Annotated in this window: 17 protein-coding genes; 13 read left to right on the top strand and 4 right to left on the bottom strand. The window is 76.4% G+C overall.

Annotated elements, in window-relative coordinates:
• The first annotated feature begins 30 nt into the window (after positions 1-30).
• The 3 genes from WA788_RS07545 to WA788_RS07535 all read left to right on the top strand — a co-directional run bounded on the left by WA788_RS07545 (position 31) and on the right by WA788_RS07535 (position 5,420).
• On the top strand, positions 31-1,056 hold the full coding sequence (locus WA788_RS07545; RefSeq protein ID WP_335972810.1) for a LacI family DNA-binding transcriptional regulator: 1,026 nt from the start codon (positions 31-33) through the stop codon (positions 1,054-1,056).
• Positions 1,057-1,191: 135 nt separating this feature from the next.
• A complete protein-coding gene (locus tag WA788_RS07540) occupies positions 1,192-4,260 on the top strand; it encodes a glycoside hydrolase family 2 TIM barrel-domain containing protein (protein WP_335972808.1) in 3,069 nt (1,022 codons plus the stop codon).
• 122 nt (positions 4,261-4,382) lie between these two features.
• Complete coding sequence (locus WA788_RS07535; protein ID WP_335972806.1) at positions 4,383-5,420, top strand: LacI family DNA-binding transcriptional regulator; 1,038 nt, start codon at positions 4,383-4,385, stop codon at positions 5,418-5,420.
• 12 nt (positions 5,421-5,432) lie between these two features.
• Here WA788_RS07535 and WA788_RS07530 read toward each other — a convergent pair whose 3' ends face one another.
• The gene (locus tag WA788_RS07530; protein WP_435172339.1) at positions 5,433-7,088 is read right to left on the bottom strand and encodes a GAF domain-containing protein; all 1,656 of its coding nucleotides are present in this window, start codon (positions 7,086-7,088) and stop codon (positions 5,433-5,435) included.
• 334 nt (positions 7,089-7,422) lie between these two features.
• On the opposite strand from WA788_RS07530, the gene WA788_RS07525 reads away from it, so the two are divergent.
• Both WA788_RS07525 and WA788_RS07520 read left to right on the top strand, forming a co-directional pair.
• Positions 7,423-8,427, top strand: coding sequence for an Acg family FMN-binding oxidoreductase (locus tag WA788_RS07525; RefSeq protein ID WP_335972801.1), 1,005 nt, complete (start codon positions 7,423-7,425; stop codon positions 8,425-8,427).
• A gap of 291 nt (positions 8,428-8,718) precedes the next feature.
• Positions 8,719-9,435 carry a response regulator transcription factor gene (locus WA788_RS07520; RefSeq protein ID WP_335972796.1) on the top strand — a complete coding sequence of 239 codons (717 nt, stop codon included), beginning with the start codon at positions 8,719-8,721 and terminating at the stop codon, positions 9,433-9,435.
• 33 nt (positions 9,436-9,468) lie between these two features.
• Here the strand turns inward: WA788_RS07520 and WA788_RS07515 are convergent, their stop codons facing one another.
• A complete protein-coding gene (locus tag WA788_RS07515; protein ID WP_335972793.1) occupies positions 9,469-10,341 on the bottom strand; it encodes a universal stress protein in 873 nt (290 codons plus the stop codon).
• Positions 10,342-10,633: 292 nt separating this feature from the next.
• On the opposite strand from WA788_RS07515, the gene WA788_RS07510 reads away from it, so the two are divergent.
• Positions 10,634-11,059: an Hsp20/alpha crystallin family protein gene (locus WA788_RS07510; RefSeq protein WP_335972790.1), complete on the top strand. Its 426-nt coding sequence runs from the start codon at positions 10,634-10,636 to the stop codon at positions 11,057-11,059.
• A gap of 124 nt (positions 11,060-11,183) precedes the next feature.
• Here WA788_RS07510 and WA788_RS07505 read toward each other — a convergent pair whose 3' ends face one another.
• The gene (locus WA788_RS07505; RefSeq protein WP_335972786.1) at positions 11,184-11,846 is read right to left on the bottom strand and encodes a CBS domain-containing protein; all 663 of its coding nucleotides are present in this window, start codon (positions 11,844-11,846) and stop codon (positions 11,184-11,186) included.
• A gap of 540 nt (positions 11,847-12,386) precedes the next feature.
• Between WA788_RS07505 and WA788_RS07500 the strand changes: the two genes are divergently transcribed.
• The 7 genes from WA788_RS07500 to WA788_RS07470 all read left to right on the top strand — a co-directional run bounded on the left by WA788_RS07500 (position 12,387) and on the right by WA788_RS07470 (position 19,596).
• Positions 12,387-13,889, top strand: a complete 1,503-nt coding sequence (locus WA788_RS07500) for a SulP family inorganic anion transporter (RefSeq protein WP_443033987.1) — start codon at positions 12,387-12,389, stop codon at positions 13,887-13,889.
• Positions 13,890-13,982: 93 nt separating this feature from the next.
• Positions 13,983-14,555: a helix-turn-helix domain-containing protein gene (locus tag WA788_RS07495; protein WP_335972782.1), complete on the top strand. Its 573-nt coding sequence runs from the start codon at positions 13,983-13,985 to the stop codon at positions 14,553-14,555.
• Positions 14,556-14,663: 108 nt separating this feature from the next.
• Positions 14,664-15,656 carry a class I SAM-dependent methyltransferase gene (locus WA788_RS07490; protein ID WP_335972779.1) on the top strand — a complete coding sequence of 331 codons (993 nt, stop codon included), beginning with the start codon at positions 14,664-14,666 and terminating at the stop codon, positions 15,654-15,656.
• 233 nt (positions 15,657-15,889) lie between these two features.
• Positions 15,890-16,987 carry an FAD:protein FMN transferase gene (locus WA788_RS07485; RefSeq protein WP_335972775.1) on the top strand — a complete coding sequence of 366 codons (1,098 nt, stop codon included), beginning with the start codon at positions 15,890-15,892 and terminating at the stop codon, positions 16,985-16,987.
• A 4-nt stretch (positions 16,988-16,991) separates the two neighbouring features.
• Positions 16,992-17,648 carry a response regulator transcription factor gene (locus WA788_RS07480; protein WP_335972766.1) on the top strand — a complete coding sequence of 219 codons (657 nt, stop codon included), beginning with the start codon at positions 16,992-16,994 and terminating at the stop codon, positions 17,646-17,648.
• Positions 17,645-18,829: a sensor histidine kinase gene (locus WA788_RS07475; RefSeq protein WP_335972762.1), complete on the top strand. Its 1,185-nt coding sequence runs from the start codon at positions 17,645-17,647 to the stop codon at positions 18,827-18,829. Before WA788_RS07480 ends, WA788_RS07475 begins: the two co-directional genes overlap by 4 nt.
• A 41-nt stretch (positions 18,830-18,870) precedes the next feature.
• Positions 18,871-19,596 (top strand): SOS response-associated peptidase, encoded by a 726-nt coding sequence (locus WA788_RS07470; RefSeq protein ID WP_335972759.1) that lies wholly within the window; start codon positions 18,871-18,873, stop codon positions 19,594-19,596.
• A 36-nt stretch (positions 19,597-19,632) separates the two neighbouring features.
• Here the strand turns inward: WA788_RS07470 and WA788_RS07465 are convergent, their stop codons facing one another.
• Entirely contained in the window at positions 19,633-21,099 is a 1,467-nt protein-coding gene (locus tag WA788_RS07465; RefSeq protein ID WP_335973088.1) for a sensor histidine kinase, read from the bottom strand.
• Between the last annotated feature and the right edge of the window lie 18 nt (positions 21,100-21,117).

Raw genomic sequence — 21,117 nt, 5'->3', positions numbered from 1 at the left:
GTGAACGGTCACTGAGAATCGAGGTCCTGCGTGTCCGACCGGCCGACCCTGCGGACCGTCGCGGCGGAGGCGGGCGTCTCCCACCAGACGGTCTCCCGGGTGATCAACGGCGACCCCACGGTCACCGAGCCGGTGCTCGACCGGGTGCTGCACGCGATGCGCGTGCTCGGCTACCGGCCCAGCGCGGGCGCGCGCGCCCTGGCGAGCGGCCGCACCGAGGTGGTCGGCGTCGTCCTGCCGCACAACCCCGGCTTCGCCTTCTCCAACGACCACCTGATCCGCCTGGTCCAGGGCGCCGACCAGGAACTGACCACCCGCGGCTACGGCCTGCTGCTGTCCACCCGCGAGGTGCCCGACGACCCGTCCTCGGCCTACCGCCGCTTCGTGCAGCGCCGCCAGGTCGACGGGCTGCTGGTGGAGGCGGGCGCCGGCGGCGACTCGCTCGCCGCGCTGCGCACCGCCGACTACCCGACGGTGGTGATCGGCTACACCGCCGAGGACTTCACCTGCGTCCACCCCGACGACGAAGGCGGCGCCTACGCGGTGGCCCAGCACCTGCTGGCCCTCGGGCACCGCCGGATCGCGGTGGTCGACGGGCCGCCCGAGAGCCGGCTCGCGATGGCCGCGCGGATGCGCGGGGTGCGGCGGGCCTTCGCCGACGCCCATCGCGAGATCCCCGCCGACCTGCTGGAACAGGGCGACTTCACCGCCGCCTCCGGCCACGCGGCGGCCGGGCGGCTGCTCGCCCGGGCCGACCCGCCCACCGCGATCTTCGCCTTCAACGACGGCATGGCGCTGGGCGCCGGGCGCCGGCTGCGCGAACTGGGCCGGGACCTGCCCGGCGAGGTGTCCCTGGCCGGCTTCGACGACACCGAGGCCGCCGACCTCGTCGACCCCGCGCTGACCAGCGTCAGCCTGCACAGCGTGGACGTCGGCCGCCGGGCCGCGCAGATCCTGCTCGACCTGATCGACGGACGGCCCCCCGCCGAGCGGGAGATCGTCATGCCCAGCACGCTCAAGGTCCGCGCGTCCACCGCCCCGCCCACCGCCGGCTGAAGCAGCCCGCCGCACACGCCGCCGCCTGCCCCCCACGCCGCCACCTGCCGGACCCGCCGCCGAAACCGCCGGACCGGCCCCGTACCGAAGCGCACCCCGCGCGCACCGCACCACCCGGAAAGGACCGTCGTACCGATGGAGAACGCCCCACACCCGAGCCACCGCCCGGAAGGCGGCTACGTCGAGGACGTCTCGCCCGGCACCGGTCGGCGGCGGCCCCGCGCGTCGTTCGCCTCCGACGCGCCCGAGTACTCCCTCGACGGCCGGTGGAGCTTCCGGCTCGCCGCGGGACTGCACGACCTCACCCCCGGCTTCGAACAGCCCTCCTTCGCACCCGACGCCAGCAGCGGCTGGACCGGCATCGCGGTGCCCTCGTGCTGGCAGATGGACGGAATCCCCGGCCCCGGCCGCTTCGGCGCCCCCGCCTACACCAACGTCACCTTCCCGATCCCCGTCGACCCGCCGCTGGTGCCCGACGAGAACCCCACCGGCGAGTACCTGCGCACCTTCGACGTCGAGGACGGCTTCGGCACCGGCACGGCCGTCCTGCGCTTCGAGGGCGTGGACTCCTGCTTCGCGGTCTGGCTCAACGGCCACCTGCTCGGCGACGGCAAGGGCAGCAGGCTGCCCACCGAGTTCGACGTCACCGAGGTGCTGCGCCCCGGCCGCAACGTCCTGGCGCTGCGCGTCCACCAGTGGTCCGCCGCGACCTACCTGGAGGACCAGGACATGTGGTGGCTGTCGGGCGTCTTCCGCTCGGTGCGGCTGCTGTCCCGACCGGCCGGCGGCATCGACGACTTCTTCGTGCACGCCGACTACGACCACCGCACCGGCAACGGCACCCTGCGCATCGACGTCCGCGGCGACGCCCGGCTCAGCGTGCCCGAACTCGGCATCGCCGACGCCGACCCCGCCGGGCCGCACACCGCGGCCGGCATCGAGCCCTGGAGCGCCGAGCGGCCGCGGCTGTACGCCGCCGAACTCGCCACCGCCACCGAGCGGGTGCCGCTGCGCATCGGCTTCCGCCGGATCGCCGTCGAGGACGGCGTGCTCACCGCCAACGGCACCCCGCTGCTGCTCAGCGGCGTCAACCGGCACGAGTGGGACCCGGTCACCGGCCGCACCCTGACCCGCGAGACCATGCTCGCCGACGTGCTGCTGATGAAGCGCCACAACATCAACGCCGTCCGCACCAGCCACTACCCGCCCGAGTCGGCCTTCCTCGACCTGTGCGACGAGTACGGCCTGTGGGTCGTCGACGAGTGCGACCTGGAGACCCACGGCTTCGCCGAGAACGGCTGGCGCCGCAACCCCAGCGACGACCCGGCCTGGCGCCCCGCGCTGCTGGACCGGGCCGAGCGGATGGTGGAGCGGGACAAGAACCACCCCAGCGTCGTCATCTGGTCGCTGGGCAACGAGTCGGGCGTCGGCGAGAACCTGCGGGCCATGGCCGAGTGGATACGCGACCGCGACCCGGACCGGCTCATCCACTACGAGGGCGACTGGGACAACTGCGCCTACACCGACCTGTACTCCGCGATGTACGCCGACTACCCCGCGGTCGCCGCGATCGGCGCCGGCCAGGAGCCGCGCACCGGCGACCCCGCCCACGACGCCCGCCGCCGCGCGATGCCGTTCGTGCTGTGCGAGTACGCCCACGCGATGGGCAACGGCCCCGGCGGACTGCGCCAGTACCAGGAGCTGTTCGAGCGGCACCCCCGGCTGGCCGGCGGCTTCGTGTGGGAGTGGATCGACCACGGGGTGGCGCAGCGCGCCGCCGACGGCACCCTGTACTACGCCTACGGCGGGGACTTCGGCGAGCCGGTGCACGACGGCAACTTCGTCGCCGACGGCCTGCTGCTGCCCGACCGCACCCCCTCGCCCGGCCTGCTGGAGTACGCGAAGGTCATCGAGCCGGTCCGGATCACCGCCCGCGCCGACGGCGGCGGCATCGAGGTGCGCAACCTCCACCACACCCGCGACACCGGCTACCTGCGGTGGACCTGGCTGCTGGAGGTCGACGGCGAGCAGGCCGGGGAGGGCGACTGGGCGGTGGCGGCCACCGAGCCCGGCGCGACCGGCCGCGCCGACTGGCCCGAGGCGCTGCTCAAGGCGCTGGACGCGGCCGGACCGGGCGAGCGCCGGCTGACGGTCGGCGCGCAACTCGCCGCCGACGAGCCGTGGGCCGGCGCGGGCCACACCGTCGCCTGGGCGCAGTTCGCCCCCGCCGTCGAGGGCGCGCCGGACGCCGCCCGACCCGGCGGCGGACTCCCGCAGACGGCCCCGCGGTTCACGCCGCCCGCGACCTCGGGCACCGCGGTGCCGCGCCGCTCGGGCAGCACCGTCACCCTCGGCGACGCCGCGTTCGACACCGTCACCGGCACCCTGGTGCGCCTGGGCGGCCTGGCGCTCACCGGCCCGCGCGTGGACATTTGGCGGGCGCCCATCGACAACGAGCGCCGCTCGCCGCTGCTGGAGCAGTGGCTGCGCGCCGGGCTGCACCGGATGCGGCACAAGGTGCTGGACATCCGCGCCGGCGAGGACACCCTCACCGTGCGCACCAAGCTCGTCCCGGCCGGCCTGGACGTGGCGCTGCTCGCCGACTACCACTGGTCCACCGCCCCCGGCGGCGGCCTCGTCCTCACCCTGGACACCGCGCCGACCGCGCCCTGGCCGGTGCCGCTGCCGCGCCTGGGCGTCGCGCTGACGCTGCCGGGCGCGCTGGACCGGGTGAGCTGGTTCGGGCTCGGCCCGGGCGAGGCGTACCGGGACAGCGAGGAAGCCGTCCGCGTCGGCCGCTACGCCGCCACGGTCGCCGCACTCCAGACGCCGTACGTCTTCCCGCAGGAGAACGGCAACCGGCGGCATGTGCGCTGGGCCCGCCTGACCGCGGACCCGGCGGCGAACGCGAGTGGCACCGCAGGCGGCGGGGGAGCCGTACCGGGCCTGGCGATCACCGGCGCCCCCTGGTTCGACCTGACCGCCAAGCCCTGGTCCACCGAGGCGCTGTCCCAGGCCGCGCACACCTGCGACCTGCGGCCCGACGGCCGCACCCACCTCAACCTGGACCTCGAACACCACGGCCTGGGCAGCGCCTCCTGCGGCCACCCCCTCCAGCCCCGGCACGAACTGGCCGCCCTCCCGGCCCGGTTCACCCTCACCTTCGCCGCGATCGGGCCCGAGGCGGGTGAGGGCGCGGGGTGACGGTGCGGGGCGGTGCAGGGTGACGGCGCGGGGCGGCGCCCCCGAACCCGCCGGATGTAGGATGATCCGGCGAGACAACGTTGGCCCACCTCTCGGCGCCACGTCGCCGAGGGGGACACCACGTGACTGCACCGAGCCCGGGCCCGAGCGGCGCCGCCCCGCGGCGCCCGACGATGGCCGACGTCGCCCGCGCGGCCGACGTCAGCCTCAAGACCGTCTCACGGGTGGTCAACGGCGTGTCCACCGTCGACCCGGAGATGGCCGCCCGGGTCCGGGCGGCGGTGGCCCGACTGGGCTTCCGGCGCAACAGCATGGCCCGCGACCTGCGCACCCGCAGCACCTCCGCCACCGTCGGGCTGCTCATCGAGGACCTCGCCAACCCGTTCTACGCGCTGATCGCCGCGGCCGCGGCGCAGTGCGCCCTGGAGAACGACACCCTGCTGATCACCGCGAGTTCGGAGGAGGACGCCGAACGGGAGCGCCGGCTGCTGCTCCAGATGTGCGAACGGCGCGTGGACGGGCTGCTGGTGGTGCCCGCCGGCAGCACCGCCGACCACGTCTACCTGCGCTCCGAGATCGAGATGGGCACCCCCGCGGTGTTCCTGGACCGGCCGCCGACCAATGTGCGGGCGGACACCGTCCTGATCGACAACGCGGCCGGCGCGCGGTCCGCGATCGAGCACCTCACCGCCCGGGGGCACGAGCGGATCGGCGTGGTGTCGGACTGGCTGAGCATCCACCCGATGTCCGAGCGGCTGTCGGCCGCCGAGGCGGCCCTGGAGCGCGCCGGGCTGCCCTACCGGCCGGACCTGATCCGCTTCGGCCTGCACACCGTGCCCGACACCGAGGCGGCCGTCGCGGAGATGCTCGCCGGGCCGCAGCCCCCCACCGCGCTCTTCGCCCTCAACAACCGCCTCACCCTCGGCGTGCTCGGCGCCCTGAACCGGCTCGGCCAGGACGTCGCCGTGGTCGGTTTCGACGACTTCGAGACCGCCGGGCTGATGGCGCACCCGCTGACCGTGGTCTCCTACGACGCTCGCGCCATCGGCCGGATCGGCGCCGAACTGCTCTTCCAGCGCATCGCCGGCGACACCTCCCGCCCCCGCACCGTGGTCGTCCCCACCACCCTGGTCGAGCGCGGCTCGAGGCCCCCCGCCTGAGGCGCTCCGCCCTCAGCCGTCCTGCGGGCCGGCCAGCGGCACCCGCCACTCCAGCCGGGTGCCGCCCCCCGCGGCCGGGCCGACCTCGAACGTCCCGCCCAGGGCCCCGGCCCGCTCGGCGAGGTTGCGCAGGCCGCCGCGCGGCGCCCCGGGCGCGATGCCCGCACCGTCGTCGCGCACGGTCAGCTCCAGCGTGCCGGCCGCGGCCCGCAGCGTGACGTGGACCCCGCGGGCGCCGGCGTGCCGGGCCACGTTCGACAGCGCCTCGTCGAGCACCGCGACGGCCTCCTCCGCGACCGCCGGCGGCACCTCGGTGTCGATCGGACCGGCCATCTCCAGCGACGGGTTGAAGCCCAGCGAGGCGGCCGCGCGCTCCACCCCGTCCGCGACCCGCGCGCGCAGGCCGTGCCGCTCGGCCGCCCGGTCCCGCAGCCCGAAGATCGTGGTCCGGATGGTCCTGATCGTCTCGTCGAGGTCGTCGACCGCGCGGGTGATCCGCTCGGTGGCCTGCGGGTGGTCGACGAACCGCAGCGTGCTCTGCAACGTCATGCCCGTCGCGAACAGCCGCTGGATCGCCCGGTCGTGCAGGTCCCGGGCGATCCGGTCGCGGTCCTCCAGCACGGCGATCTGCTCCGCGTCCCTGCGGCGCGCGGCCAGCTCCAGCGCCAGCGCCGCCTGCCCGGCGAAGGCCAGCAGCGGCGCGGTCTCCTCGTCGCTGAAGGGCGCCGCCCCTTCGGTACGGGCCAGCAGCAGCACACCGCGCACCCCGTCGTCGGTGACCATGGGCACCGCCACCACCGGCCCCAGGCCGCGCCACCTGGCCGGCCGCGCGGCCGCGGTCGCCCGGGGGTCCTGACGGATGTCGGCGGTGGAGATCCGCTCCCCGGTGGACAGCGCCGCGCCCATGAACGAGCCGTCCACCGGCAGCACCAGGCCGCGGTGCGCCTCGGCGTCCACGCCCAGCGCGATCGCCACCCGCAGATCGGCGCCCCCGGCGACCGGCAGCGCCAGCACACCGAGGTCGGCGCCCAGGATGCGGCCGGCGTCGCCGACGATCCGCTCCAGCACCTGCGACTGCGGCGCGCCCGACAGCAGCGCGCGCACGATCTGCGCGTTCGCCGCCAGCCAGCGCTGCCGCCGCCGGGCGGCCTCGTACAGCCGGGCGTTGTCGATCGCGATCCCCGCCGCCACCGCGAGCAGCCGCAGCATCGTCTCGTCGTCCGCGTCGAAGTCCGCGCCGCCGCGCTTCTCGGTGAGGTAGAGGTTGCCGAAGACCTCCCCGCGCACCCGGATCGGCACACCGAGGAAGGTGTGCATCGGCGGGTGGTGGGGCGGCAGGCCGTAGGACGCCGGATGCTCCGACAGCTCGGACAGCCGCAGCGGCCGCGGGTCCCGGATCAGCTCGCCGAGGATGCCGTGCCCGACGGGCAGCGCTCCGATCCGCCGCGCGACCTCCGCCGGCACCCCCACCGTCAGGAACTCCGACAGCCGCGTGCCCTCGACCACGCCCAGCGCCCCGTACCGGGCGTCGACCAGCGCGACCGCGGACTCCACGATCCGGCGCAGCAGATGCGACAGATCCAGCTCGCTGCCCACCGACAGCAGCGCCTCCAGCAGGCCGTGCACGCGGGCCCGCGCGCCGTGCTCGGCATCGGCGCGCGCCTGCATCTCGTCCAGCAGGCGGTCCAGTTCCGGCCCGGGCCGGCGGCCGTCGTCGCCGAGGCTGTCGCCCACCGCATCCTCCACCCGCCCGATACCGCCCGATCCTGTCTGCCCGATCCCGCCCGACCCGGTCGCCCTACGCATGCCGCTGACCACCGCACGCTAGCCGCGCCCGCGCGTCGCCCGGCGCACCGACGCCGGGCACGGCCCGCGATCCGCCCGCGATTCCGCCCGACCGGGCGCACCCGGGGCCGAACGGCCCAGCGGCCCGCTCCGGGCGGCCCTGCCGCGACGGGCGCGGCTCGGGCAGCGTGGAGGGCACAGCCGCACGGAGGATGCCATGGCCACGCCGACGCTGGACGACACGACACTGGACCGGCTGATCTCGGCCGCGGTCGCCGCCCCGTCGATCCACAACTCCCAGCCCTGGCGCTACCGCCTCGACCCCGCCACGCTCACCGTCGAGGTGCACGCCGCCCCCGAGCGGCGCGTCCCGCACGCCGACCCCGAGGGCCGGGCCCTGCACCTGTCGGTCGGCGCCGCCCTGTTCAACCTGCGCGTCGCGGTGGCCCACTTCGGCTGGGAGCCGGTGGTGCGGCTGCTGCCGCACGCGCCCGACCCGGGCCACCTGGCGTCCGTACGGCTCGCCGGGCCGCGGCGCGGCGACGGGCGCACAGCCGCCGACCGCGCGAACGCGCGGCTGTACGAGGCGCTGTGGCGCCGCCACAGCAACCGCTTCCCCTTCTCCGACCGGCCGGTGCCCGAGGACCTGCTGCGCGACCTTGCAGCCACCGCGGGCGACGAGGGCGTACGGCTGGTCCTGCCCGACCCGGCGGAGGCCGCCCGGCTGCTGGAACTGACCGCCCGCGCCGACTGGTACGAGTCCGCGGACCCGCGGCGCCGGGAGGAGTCCCGCTCCTGGGTGCGGGACGGGGCGGCGGACGGGGTGCCGTCCTCGGCGATCGGCCCGCGCGACGAGCAGGGGCGGATGCCGGTACGGGACTTCTCCGCGGCGCCGCCGGTGCGCCGGCCCCCGCCGGCCCCCTTCGAGCCCCACCCCGTGGTCGGCGTGCTGTCCACGCGGCAGGACGAGCCCGCGGACTGGCTGCGCGCCGGGCAGGGCCTGGAGCACGTGCTGCTGCTCGCGACCGTCCACGACCTGCGGGCCTCGCTGCTCCACCAGGCGCTGGAGTGGCGCGAGCTGCGCTGGGCGCTCAACGACCCGCACGGCGGGATCGGCCATGTGCAGATGCTGATGCGGCTGGGCTACGGCCCGCAGTCCCCGCCGACGTCCCGGCGCCCGGCGCGGGACGTCCTGGCGCCCCCGCGGCCGCCCGGGAGCTGACCGGACGGGCGGTGCCATCGGCCCCGGCCCGGGACCGGTCGGCCCCTGCGCCCGGGCCCGGGCGCGGACGACCATGCAAGCGCGGACGCCGCCGGGCCGCGCCCGAAGAGGCCGGCCGCCGAGAACGCAGGGCGAGGTCGCCTTGGACCTGCGCGGCCCGCACGGCAGCGGGCTGCCGCAGCCGGCCCCCGGCCCGCGGGTAGACCGTTCGGCCCTAGAAATCCGGGCGGCCGCCGCCCCATGATCGTTGTCACGGGACAGGAGGCGACTCGGGCGGAAGGGCGCAGTGGGATGAGCGAGGCGCGGCGCGGTGCAGCGCAGGGGCCGATCAGGGTGTTCCTGCTGGACGACCACGAGGTCGTGCGGCGCGGTGTGCGCGACCTGTTGGACGCCGAACCCGGCATCGAGGTGGTCGGGGAGGCGGGCACGGCCGGCCAGGCGCTCGCCCGGGGGCCCGCGCTGCGGCCCGACGTCGCGGTGCTGGACGTGCGGCTGCCCGACGGGGACGGCGTCACCGTCTGCCGCGAACTGCGCTCGCGGCTGCCCGCCCTGGGGTGCCTGATACTCACCTCGTTCGACGACGACGAAGCACTGCTGGACGCCATCATGGCCGGCGCCGCGGGCTACGTACTGAAGCAGATCAAGGGCTCGGACCTGGTCTCGGCGGTGCGCACCGTCGCGTCCGGGCAGTCGATGCTCGACCCGGCCACCACCACCCGCCTGATGAGCAGCCTGCGCGGCGGCGAGGAGGACGCGGACCCGCAGGCACGGGCGCTGTCCGGGCTGACCCCCAGGGAGCGGGAGATCCTCGGCCTGATCGGCGAGGGCCTGACCAACGCGCAGATCGGCCGGCGGCTGTACCTGTCGGAGAAGACGGTCAAGAACAACGTCTCCCGCCTGCTGGGCAAGCTCGGGGTGGAGCGGCGGGTCCAGGCCGCCGTCATCGCCACCGAGGACGCCGCCCACCGCGCGGAGCACGACCCGCCCGGTGGGCGCGGCCGCCGCTGACCGCGCGCCGCCGCGCCGCCCGGAGGACTCCGGTCAGCCGCCGTGGATCACCGCGACCGGGCACTGCGCGTGGTGCAGCACCGCGTGCGTCACGCCCCCGAAGGGCGCACGGAAGCGGTGGGTGGGCCGCCGGGCGCCCAGGACCAGCAGGTCGGCGTCCTCGGACGCCGTGACCAGGGCGCCGCCGGTGGACCGGGTGCGGACCGTCTGCTCGGTGATCTCCAGCTGCGGGAACTCCTCGCGCAGCGGCCGAACCGTCCGGCGCGTGGCACCCGCCTCGTCCGCCGCGACGGCCGCCACGTCGTCGACCATCGGGACCATGCTCCCCACGCCTTCCAGGAACATCCAGGCGCTCACCACCCGCAGCGCGGCGCCGCGGGCGAGTGCCGAGCGCGCGGCGAACCGCAGCGCGTCGCGGTCGCCGTCGTCGCGCGCCGCCGCGACCACCACTCCGCGCTCCGGCTCCGGCACCCGGTGCACCACGACGAGCGGACCGCGGGCGCGGGCCGCCGCGCGCAGGCCGACCGAGCCGAGCAGCAGGCCGGAGAAGCCGCCCAGGCCGCGGGAGCCCACGACGGCGGTGCCGGTCGCGCCCGCCGCCTCCAGGACGCTGTCGGCGGGGTCGCCGCGGCTGAGCACGGTGTCGACGGCCAGGTCCGGGTACCGGGCGGTGACGAGGTCGACGGTGTGCCGCAGGCAGCGGTCGGCGTCCTGGAGCAGCTCCTGGAGCCCCTCGGGGCCGACGTAGCGGGTCTCGTCGCTGCCGAGCGCGGACACCACGGTCAGCGGCCGGTCGCGGCGCGCGGCTTCCTCGGCGGCCCACAGCACGGCGACCCCGGCGGGCGCCGAACCGTCCGTGCCGACCACCACGGGCCCCAGGCCCCCTCTGGCCTCTGCGCTGTCCATGGCTCCTCCAAAGGTGTCGGGTGCGCAAGGCCCCCCTCATGACCGATTCTGTGCGCGGCCGCCGGTCGGGCGCATGGGCCCTTCGGGCCCGCGCGGCCGGGCACCGGCGGTGCGCCGGCGGGCCGAACGGCCCCTGGGACAGGGCCGGCCGGCCCCGGGCGTGGGCACCGCAGGACCGCTGCACCGCCCACCGCGGACGAGGAGCGTGGGAGCCGAGAGGGCGGCGGGGCCGGCACGGGCTGCCCCCGCCGGCGGTCGACCGCCCGAACACGACAACGGAGGAGCGACAGCCATGGCTTCACGTCAGATGGAACGGCGTCCGCGCTGGATGCCGCCGTTCGCGGACTGGATCGACGACCTTCCGTTCGACCTGCGCCTGCCCGGCGAGCACATGATCCGGGTCGAGGAGAGCACGACGGAGGGCGCGTGGACGATGAAGGCGGAACTCCCGGGCGTCGACCCGGACAAGGACGTCGACGTCACCGTCCAGGACGGCGTCCTGACCGTGCACGCCGAACGGACCGAGGAGGCGACGGACACCAAGCACCGCTCCGAGTTCCGGTACGGCTCCTTCACCCGCAGCGTGGAGCTTCCGCCCGGCGTGAAGGAGGAGGACATCTCCGCCGACTACGACAGCGGCGTCCTGACGGTGACCGCGCCGGTCGGCACCCCGGCCGAGACCGAGCCGCACCGCGTGCGGATCGCCAGGAAGCCCTGAGCGGCGCCGGCCGCGGTCCGGGCGCACGGCCGCCGCCCTGCGCCCGACCCGTTCGGCCGCGCCGACGTGACGACGTGACGACGTGTCAACGTGACGACGGTGACGAACGGGCCACGGCGGCCCGTCAGGTGACGGCGGTGCCCGACGGCGACGGCCGCAGCTCGCTCGTCACGTCGACGACCCCTTCGACGGCGCGGGCCAGCCGGGCCGCCAGCCCGATCAGCCCGGGCTCCAGCACGTCGCCGCGCAGCGCCACCCGCCCCTCGTGCACCGTCACCCGCACGTCGGGCTCCCCGGGGAAGAGCACCTCCACGACCTGGCGGCGCACCTCGTCGGCGAGCTCCTCGTCGGTGCGCAGGAACGCCTTGAGCAGGTCCGCGCGGCTGACGATGCCGCTCAGCCGGCCGGACGCGTCGATCACCGGCAGCCGCTTGACGCCCCGCACGGCCATGATCCGGGCGGCCTGCGCCAGCGTGGAGCCGGCGTGCACGCACACCGCGGGCGCCGTCATCAGCCGGTCGGCGGTGACGGCCTCGGCCTTGTCCAGTCCGGGCCGCCGCTCCTCGCGGTCGTAGCGGTTCGGCGGCACCGCCCGGAACTCCTCCTTCGGCAGCAGGTCCGCCTCGGAGACCACGCCCACCACGCGGCCCTCGCCCTCGAGCACCGGAAGGGCGCTGACCTTCCAGTGCTTCATGGTCCTGACGATCTCCTTGAAACTCGCGTCCCGGCCGACGGCGACGACGGTGCGGGTCATCACGTCGCCGACGGTCATGGGTGAGCTGAACATGGTCGCCTCCCGCGGCGGCGAGGACGCGGGCCCGCCGTGCGGACCGTCCGGCCGCCTCGGTCTCCAGCATCGCGCACCCGCCGCCCGCGGCGCTGGGGCCGATCGGGCCCTACCGCCCGCACCGGTCCCGCGCGCGGGGCGGTAGGGCGGCGAAGGGTAGGGTGTGCGCTGTCAGGGGCGGCACGCGAGCCGCCCGGCCGGGGCCGACGACGCCCCCGCGGAACCCGCGAGCAGGAGAGACGAGGCGTGCACATGACCCGGTTGCCCGCCGCCGCCTGCTGTCCGCCGTGAGGCCGGCCGCGCGCTGAGCCGCGTGCCGCGGCCCGCCGCCGTACCCCGCCCGCCGTACCCCGCCCGCCGCGCCACTCCGGCCGGGCCCGCGCCGTACGCCGGCCGTCCGTTCGTCCGTCCGTCCGAGGGAGCCGTCCGGGCCCCTTCGACGACCTCCCCGCCGACCCCCGCGCCCGCCGCCCGGCGCCGCGCGCCTCCCGTCCCCCGCGCAGCCGAGCGGCCGCGCCCGAGCACGACAGGCACCTGGTCTTGCAGACACCGCCCCCGCCCCTGTCCGCGCGCCTGCGCGCCCTGCCCCGCCCGGCCTGGTCCGCCCCGAAGGTCCTCCGGGTGGAGGTGCTGGCCGGCCTCGTCGTCGGCCTGGCGCTGATCCCCGAGGCGATCTCGTTCTCGGTGATCGCCGGGGTCGACCCCAAGGTCGGGCTCTTCGCCGCCTGCACCATGGCGATGACCATCGCGATCGTCGGCGGCCGGCCCGCGATGATCTCGGCGTCCACCGGCGCCGTCGCCCTGGTCACCGCACCCGTCGTCCGCGAGCACGGGCTCGGCTACCTCATCGCGACCGTCATCCTCGCCGGCGTCCTCCAGATCGTGCTGGGCGTACTCGGGGTGGCCCGGCTGATGCGGTTCGTGCCGCGCCCGGTGATGGTCGGCTTCGTCAACGCCCTGGGCATCCTGCTGTTCACCGCGCAGATACCGAACCTGCACGACGTGCCGTGGGCGGTCTACCCGCTGGTGGCCACCGGGCTGCTGGTGATGGTGTTCTTCCCGCGCCTGACCCGGGCGGTGCCCGCGCCGCTGGTGTCCATCGTGATCCTGACGGTGTTCACGGTCGCGGCGGGCGTCGCGGTGCCGACGGTCGGCGACAAGGGCCGCCTGCCGTCGTCGCTGCCGGTGCCGGGGCTGCCGGACGTGCCGTTCGACACCCACACCCTGGCGGTGATCGCGCCCTACGCGCTGGCGATGGCGCTCGTCGGGCTGATGGAGACGCTGATGACCGCCAAGCTCGTGGACGACATCACCGACACCCGCTCGGACAAGACCCGCGAGTCCGTCGGCCAGGGCATCGCCAACATCGTCACCGGGCTCTTCGGCGGCATGGGCGGCTGCGCGATGATCGGCCAGACCATGATCAACGTCAAGAGCGGCGCCCGCACCCGGCTGTCCACCTTCCTGGCCGGGTTCTTCCTGCTGGTCCTGTGCATCGTGCTCGGCCCGGTCGTCTCGCACATCCCGATGGCCGCGCTGGTCGCGGTGATGGTGCTGGTCGCCTTCGGCACCTTCGACTGGCACTCGGTCAGGCCCGCCACCCTCAAGCGGATGCCGGTCGGCGAGACCGTCGTCATGGTCGTCACCGTCGCCGTGGTGGTGGCCACCAGCAACCTGTCGATCGGCGTCGTGGTCGGCACGCTCGCCGCCATGGTCGTCTTCGCCCGCCGCGTCGCCCACCTCACCGACGTCACCTCGGTCCTCGACCCGGACGGCGGCAGCGTCGTCTACGCCGTCACCGGCGAGCTGTTCTTCGCCTCCTGCAACGACCTGGTCACGCAGTTCGACTACGCCGGCGACCCCGACCGCGTCGTCATCGACCTCAGCGCCGCCCACGTCTGGGACGCCTCGTCCGTGGCGGCGCTGGACGCGATCACCACGAAGTACGCGGCACGCTGCAAGAGCGTGGAGATCGTGGGGCTCAACGAGCACAGCGCGCGGATGCACGGGCGGCTCAGCGGCGAGCTGACGGGGGCGGGCTGACCGGGGCGGGCCGAGGCGACCCGGCGGGCGGCGCGTCGGGCGGCCGTACGGGGGCGCGGGCGCGGGTTGCGGCAGGCGCATAGGATCTTGCTCATGGCGCAAAGTGAGGACGGGGAGCTGGACCGCCTGGTGCGGCAGCGGATCAGGGCACTGCGGGTGGCGCGCGGCTGGTCGTTGGAGGAGCTGGCCTCGCGGGCGCTGGTCAGCCAGTCGACGCTCAGCCGGATCGAGAACGGGCAGCGCCGCCTGGCGCTGGACCAGCTGGTCACGCTGGCCCGGGCACTGGACACCTCGCTGGACCAGCTGGTCGAGGCGGCGGCCGACGACGTGGTGAGCAACCCGGCGATCGACCCGGCCCACGCGCGGATGAGCTGGCCGATGAAGGGGTACCCCGGGATGAGCGTGATCCGGCAGCGGCTGACGGCGCCCCCGCCCGACGGCCCGGCCCGCACCCGCGCCCACCCGGGCCGGGAGTGGCTGGTGGTGCTGTCGGGCACCGCGGTGCTGCTGCTGGGCGACCGCCGGGTGCGGGTGGAGGCGAACCAGGCCGCGGAGTTCCCCACGATGCTGCCGCACGCCTTCGGCGCGGAGGGCGGCCCCTGCGACGTACTGGGCGTCTTCGACCGCGACGCCCGCCGCGGCCACCAGCGCGGCGAGGCCGGATGAACACCCCGGCCGGCGGCGCCTTGCGCGGACGGCAGCAGATCCGGCGGATGTCTTGCGTACCCCGGGAAGGGCGCCGCCGGGCCCGGGGCACGGCCCTAGCGTGACCGTATGACCCACGCTTCCCCGCATGACCACCACCCCGCCGCGGCCCCCGGGCACACCGGCGCCCACGCCCACGGCCCCGCGCACACCCACGGCGGTACCCACGCCCACACCCACGGCCCGTCCGGTGCCGCGCCCGGCACCGACGACATGGCCGAACTGCTGGACCTGGGCGCGGAAGTCCTCGCCGGGCACACCGCGGAGATCACCGCCTGGCTGCCGGTCGCGGAGCCGCCGCGCCGCATCCTGGACCTGGGCGCCGGCACCGGGGCCGGCACCTTCGCGCTGCTGGCCCGCTTCCCGGCGGCGGAGGTGACCGCGGTCGACGCGTCGCCGGCCCACCTGGAGCGGTTGCGGGAGAAGGCCGAGGCGCTCGGGGTGGCCGGGCGGGTGCACACGGTGCCGGCCGACCTCGACGGGGAGTGGCCGGAACTCGACCGGCCCGACCTGGTGTGGGCGTCGGCGTCGCTGCACCACATGGCCGACCCGGCCCGCACCCTGCGCACCGTGTACGACCTGCTCGCGCCCGGCGGGCTGCTCGCCGTCGTCGAGATGGCGGGCTTCCCGCGGTTCCTGCCCCCCGACGCCCCGCAGGAGCGGCCCGGCCTGGAGGACCGCTGCCATGCCGCGGTGGACCGGCAGCACGCCGAGCAGATGCCGCACCGAGGCGCCGACTGGGGCCCGATGCTGGCCGCCGCCGGGTTCGCGGTCGAGGGCGAGCGGACGGTTCGCGTGTTCGTCGAGGGCGCGGCAGGGGCGGAGGGCGCGGCAGGGGCGGTGGGCGCGGACGGCGCGGAGAGCGCCGCGGACAGCGCAGTCGGCCGCTACGCGCTCGGCAGCCTGCGCCGCCTGCGCGAGGCGGTCGGCGCGGAACTTCCCGCCGAGGACCTGCGGGCGCTGGACCGGCTGCTGGACACCGCCGGCCCGTCGAGCGTGCTGCGCCGCGGCGACCTCGCGGTCCGCACCGAGCGCGCCGTGTGGGCCGCCCGCCGCGCCTGAGCACCGCCGGCACTGTACGCCCCGCACCCCGCACGCCCCATGCGACGAAGCGCCGATCCGCCGCCGGATGGCCGGAAACACGGTGTCGCGAAAGGCGTGTTACCCCGTCGTTAGGTCTCCGCCGGAACAGTGGCGGGCGAAGTGCCCGCCAGCCGGAAGGAGTTGCCATGTCGAGGGGGACCGGCACGCCTGCCCGCCGCCGTACACCGTACGTCCCGGCGGAGCGGTAGGCGGTGCGCACCGTCAGGGAGGGCGTCCTCGGGGCCCGGGTGTCGATCGCCGCGCCCGACTCCGCGGACTTCGGTACCTTCCAGGCGGCCGGCCGCGCCGCGTTCGCGCTGCTGCGGCGGATCGAGGACGTCTTCTGCGCGCCCCGGCCCGGCGGTTCGGCCCGCCGCGTGTTCGAGGGGCTGCTCGGCGCGGCCGACCTCGGCGGGCCGCCGGAGGCGGGGGAGAGCCGCGAGGCCCTCGACCTCTGTGCGATGCTGCGGGCCGTGGGCGAGGGTGTCTTCGACGCGCTGGACACCACCGGCGCCTGGGACGCCAGCGGCTACGTGGGCGCCCCGGCCGGGGCACGGACCCCGGGCGGGCGGCGGCTCGACCCGCGCAAGGCGGTCCGCTGCTGGGCGGTGGAGCGCGCGAGCGATCTGCTGGCCGCCCGCGGGCTGCCCCGGCACCTGGTGAACGCGGGCGGCGACCTGCGGCTGCGCTCCGACGGGGGCACCGGCCCGGCCTGGCGGGTGCGGCTGGCCGACCCCGGCCTGACCGGCGGCCTGCTCGCCATGCTGGAGGTCCGCGAGGGCGCCCTCGCCACCTGCGCGGCCACCGGGCACGACCTGCCGGTGCGGATGCCCGGCACCGGCCGGCCCGCCGCCGCGCTCACCCAGGTGACCGTCATCGGCCCCGACCTGGCACGGGCCGACCTGTACGCCACCGCCGCGACCGCGCAGCCCACCACCGACCGCGCCCGCGCCTGGGTCGACGGCCTCGCCGCGAGCACCCCGTACGAGGCGCTGTGCGTCGACTCCCGCGGCCGCCTGCACACCACCGCCGGGCTCGCCGGCCGGCTGCGCCTGGAGGCCGAGCCGCTGCCCGAGCAGCCGGACCGCCCGCCGCTGCGCCCGCCCACGCGGACCGTCCGGCAGCGCCGCCCCGGCCCGCCACCGCCCGCGCCCGCCTGCCCGCCACCGCCCGCGGCCCCGTACGGCGGGCCGGCTCCGCGCCCCGGCACCGCCCCTGACGCCCCGCCGGACACATCGCTCGACCCGCCGCCTGATACGCCGTCAGGTTCGCGGTCCGAGCCCGGCGGGAGCGGGCGGCCGACAGGATGAGGCCATGCGTATCCTGATTGTCGAGGACGAGCAGCGCCTGGCCGCCGTCATAGCCGAAGGACTGCGGGACCAGGGCATGGCCGTGGACGTCTGCCACGACGGCGCCGACGCGCTGGCGAAGGTGGAGCTGGGCGACTACGACGTCCTCGTGCTCGACCGCGACCTGCCCGGCCGCTCCGGCGACGAGGTCTGCGCGGAGCTGGCCGGCCGCCCCGAGCCGCCGATGATCCTCATGCTCACCGCCCTGTCGGGCATCGACGACCGGGTGGACGGCCTGACCCTCGGCGCCGACGACTACCTCGGCAAGCCCTTCTCCTTCGCCGAACTCACCTTGCGCGTCAAGGCGCTGGGCCGGCGGCGCGGCGCGCACGGCGTGACCCTGGTCCGCGGCGACCTGACCATGGACACGCTGCGCCGCACCGTACTGCGCGCCGGGCGGCCGGTCGCCCTGACCGCCAAGGAGTTCACGGTGCTGCGGCTGCTGCTGGCCGCGGACGGCGCGGTGCTCAGCCACGAACAGCTGCTGGAGCGTGCCTGGGACGAGAACGCCGACCCGTTCACCAACACCGTGCGGGTCACCGTCAACCGGCTGCGCCGCAAGCTCGGCCCGCCCGACCTGATCGAGACCCTCGTCGGCGCCGGCTACCGGATCGCCCGGTGAACCTGCCGCGCCGCGCCGCCGCCCGGCTGCGCCGCCCGAACCTGACCCTCCGCGGACGCCTGACCCTCACCTACGCCGTGCTGTTCACCGTCGGCGGCAGCGCCCTGGTCCTGGCCATGACCACTGCCCTGTACGAGGAGATCTTCCGCCCGCTGCCCGCCTCCGAGGTCCCCGGCAGCCTCGACCCCGACCACGACAACTACATCGGGCTGTCCGACCAGATCCGCGACGCGGCCGCCTCACGGCTGCTGGTCATCGCCCTGCTGCTGCTGTCGGTGGTCGTCGCGCTGTCCGCGCTGGTCGGCTGGTGGGTCGCCGGACGGCTGCTGCGGCCGATCGCCGACATCACCGCCGCCGCCCGCCGCGCCACCGACGCGACCCTGCACGAACGGCTGCGGCTGACCGGCCCGCCGGACGAACTGCGGCAGCTCGGCGACACGTTCGACGAGATGCTGGAGCGCCTGGACCGGGCCTTCGACGCCCAGCGCAGATTCGTCGCCAACGCCAGCCACGAACTGCGCACCCCGCTCGCGCTGACCCGCGCGGCCGTCGAGGTCACCCTCGCCAAGCCCGCCGTCACCGAGGAGCAGTGGCGCACCATGGCCGCCGACGTCGCCGACGCCACCGGCAGCGCCCAGCGGCTGATCTCCGCGCTGCTGCTGCTCGCCCGCTCCGAGCAGGCCGCCGCCGACCTCGTCGAGGACGACCTCGCCGACGTCGCAGCCGAGGCGCTGGACCAGGTGGCGGGCCGGGCCAGGGCGCGCGGGCTGCGCCTGCGGACCGACCTCGAACCCGCCCCGCTGCCCGCCAACGTCGCGCTGCTGGGCATCGCGGTCTCCAACCTGCTGGAGAACGCCGTCCGCTACAACCGCGACGGCGGCCTGCTGCACGTCACCACCGGACCGGCCGGCGACGGCACGGTGCGGCTGACCGTGGTCAACGACGGGCCCGCGCTGGACCCCGAGCGGGTGGAGAACCTCTTCGAGCCCTTCAACCGCGGCGACCGCACCCGGCGCCGCAGCGCCCCGGACGACCTGCCGGACGGCACGGGCCTGGGCCTGTCCATCGTGCGGGCCGTCGCCCGCGCCCACACCGGCACCGCCACCGCCCGGGCCCGCGCGGAAGGCGGCCTGAGCGTGGTCCTGGAGCTGCCGGGCGTACGGCCCGGCCACCGCACCTGAACCCGCGGGCGGCGCGGCCGCCGCCGTGGCACCGTGGAGGCATGTGCGGAAGGTACGTCGCCTCCCGGGCCGCCGCCGACCTCGCGGCCGCGTTCGACGCCGAGGTGCGCGTCAGGACCGGCGAGCAGGCCCCGGAGCCGAGCTGGAACGTGGCCCCCACCGACCCGGTGTGGGGCGTGGTGCAGCGCGCGCAGGACGACGAGCCCGAGCCCGTACGGCGGCTGCGGCCCCTGCGCTGGGGGCTGGTGCCGTCCTGGTCGAAGTCGCCGGCCGGCGGCGCCCGGCTGATCAACGCCCGGGCCGAGACCGTCCACACCCGGCCCGCCTTCCGCAAGGCGTTCACCGACCGCCGCTGCCTGCTGCCCGCCGACGGCTACTACGAGTGGGAGACCCTCCCGGCGACCGCGCACCGCAAGGCCGTGAAGAAGCCGTACTACCTGCACCCGGCCGACGGCTCCCTGCTCGCGATGGCCGGGCTCTACGAGTTCTGGCGCGACCGGACCGACCCGGCGGGAGCGTGGCTGGTGAGCTGCACGGTCATCACCACCGACGCGACCGACTCCTCCGGCCGCATCCACCCGCGGATGCCGCTGACGATCGCCCCCGAGCACCACGCGGACTGGCTCGACCCGGCCCACCGCGACCCGGACGACCTGCGCGCCCTGCTCGCGCTCCCCTCCGGCGGCGACCTGGCCGCCCGCCCGGTCCCGCCCGCCGTGAACAGCGTCCGCAACGACGGCCCCGAGCTGATCACCGAGCTGCGCTGACCGCGCCGCCCGGGGTGCGGAGGCGGCAAGCCGGCCCTACGGCCGCGCGGGCAGGGTGACGGTGAAGACCGTGGCGCCCGGGCGGCTGCTGACCTCGGCGGTGCCGCCGTGCGCGGTGGCCACCGCCCGCACGATGGCCAGGCCCAGCCCGGCGCCGTGGGCCTCGGGCGCGGGGCCGGACGCCGAACCGGGGGCAGGACCGGAGGCGGTGCCGGGGTGGGTGGTGTGGTCGGCGCGGGCGAAGCGCTCGAAGACCGTGTCGCGCACGTCCGCGGGGATGCCCGGGCCGTCGTCCGCGACCTGGAGCCGGGTGGTGCCGTCCCGGTCCTGGCGCAGCCGCAGGGTGACGCGGGTGCCGGGCGGGGTGTGGCGGCGGGCGTTGGACAGCAGGTTCCCCGCCACCTGCTGGAGCCGCAGCCGGTCCCCGGCCACGGTGACCGGCTCCGCCGGCAGGTCCAGCTCCCACCGGTGGTCCGGGCCCGCGGCGCGCGCGTCGTCCACCGCGTCCAGCACCAGCCGGGTCAGGTCCACCGGCTCGGACGCCAGCGGCCGTCCCGCGTCGAGGCGGGCGAGCAGCAGCAGGTCGTCGACCATGCCGCCCATCCGCACCGACTCGGCGGTGATCCGCTCCAGCGCCCGCGCCACGCCCGGCGGCACCGGCCCGGGGTGCAGCCGCGCCAGCTCGGCGTGGCCGCGGATGGACGCGACCGGGGTGCGCAGTTCGTGGCTGGCGTCCGCGGCGAAGCGGCGCAGCCGCTCCTGGCTGGCGTGCCGCTCCGCGAGCGCGCCCTCCACATGCCCCAGCAGCCCGTTCAGCGCGATGCCGACCTGGCCGACCTCCGTGCGCGGGTCGGTGTCCGGCACCCGGTCCGGCAGCGTCACCTCGCCGCTGGCCAGCGGCAGCGCGGTCACGGCCGCGGCGGTGGCCGCGACCCGGCGCAGCGGCCGCAGCGACCACCGCACCCAGAACGCGCCCGCCGCGCCCGCCACCAGCAGCGCCCCGCCGAAGACGGCGCCCTCCACCGCGAGCAGCCGTGCCACCGCGTCCTGGACGCCGGCCAGCGGCAGCCCCGTCACCAGGACGTCGCCGTCGTCCCCGGTGACCGCCCGGACCCGGTAGTCGCCCAGCGCCGACAGGCGCAGCCGGTGCACGCTGCCGTCCGCCGGCAGCCCGGCGAGCGCCGCCTTGTCCCCCGCTGTCAAGGTCACGGAGGTGCCCGCGCCGGAGTGCACCGCGCCGGCCGCGGTGACCTTCCCGTCCAGCAGCCGGGCGCCGAAGGTGCCCGGCACCTGCCGGCGGGTGTCGCCGTGCGGGTTGTCCGCGTCGGGCTCACCGCGCCCGTGGTGTTCGAGGCTGGCCGGGAACGTCCCGCCGGCCTGCGCGATCTGCTGGTCCAGCCGCTGGGTGAGGAAGGAGCGCAGGGTGAGGACCGCCGCGAGCCCGACCGCGGCGCAGCTCACCGCGAGCAGCACCACCAGGCCCCAGATGAGCCGCGCCCGCAGGGTGCGCGGCCACCGCCG

It is taken from the genome of Streptomyces sp. CA2R106, from assembly GCF_037034245.1.
Lineage (GTDB): Bacteria > Actinomycetota > Actinomycetes > Streptomycetales > Streptomycetaceae > Actinacidiphila.
The sequence above is the reverse complement of the archived record's forward strand: the minus strand, read 5'-3'. Positions and strand labels throughout refer to the sequence as shown.

Bases quoted from the DNA above. Each gene is read 5' to 3' on its own strand.
- WA788_RS07540 (WP_335972808.1), top strand. From the start codon at position 1,192: ATGGAGAACGCCCCACACCCGAGCCACCGCCCGGAAGGCGGCTACGTC.
- WA788_RS07530 (WP_435172339.1), bottom strand. From the start codon at position 7,088: ATGCAGGCGCGCGCCGATGCCGAGCACGGCGCGCGGGCCCGCGTGCAC.
- WA788_RS07525 (WP_335972801.1), top strand. From the start codon at position 7,423: ATGGCCACGCCGACGCTGGACGACACGACACTGGACCGGCTGATCTCG.
- WA788_RS07520 (WP_335972796.1), top strand. From the start codon at position 8,719: ATGAGCGAGGCGCGGCGCGGTGCAGCGCAGGGGCCGATCAGGGTGTTC.
- WA788_RS07515 (WP_335972793.1), bottom strand. From the start codon at position 10,341: ATGGACAGCGCAGAGGCCAGAGGGGGCCTGGGGCCCGTGGTGGTCGGC.
- WA788_RS07510 (WP_335972790.1), top strand. From the start codon at position 10,634: ATGGCTTCACGTCAGATGGAACGGCGTCCGCGCTGGATGCCGCCGTTC.
- WA788_RS07505 (WP_335972786.1), bottom strand. From the start codon at position 11,846: ATGTTCAGCTCACCCATGACCGTCGGCGACGTGATGACCCGCACCGTC.
- WA788_RS07495 (WP_335972782.1), top strand. From the start codon at position 13,983: ATGGCGCAAAGTGAGGACGGGGAGCTGGACCGCCTGGTGCGGCAGCGG.
- WA788_RS07490 (WP_335972779.1), top strand. From the start codon at position 14,664: ATGACCCACGCTTCCCCGCATGACCACCACCCCGCCGCGGCCCCCGGG.
- WA788_RS07480 (WP_335972766.1), top strand. From the start codon at position 16,992: ATGCGTATCCTGATTGTCGAGGACGAGCAGCGCCTGGCCGCCGTCATA.
- WA788_RS07470 (WP_335972759.1), top strand. From the start codon at position 18,871: ATGTGCGGAAGGTACGTCGCCTCCCGGGCCGCCGCCGACCTCGCGGCC.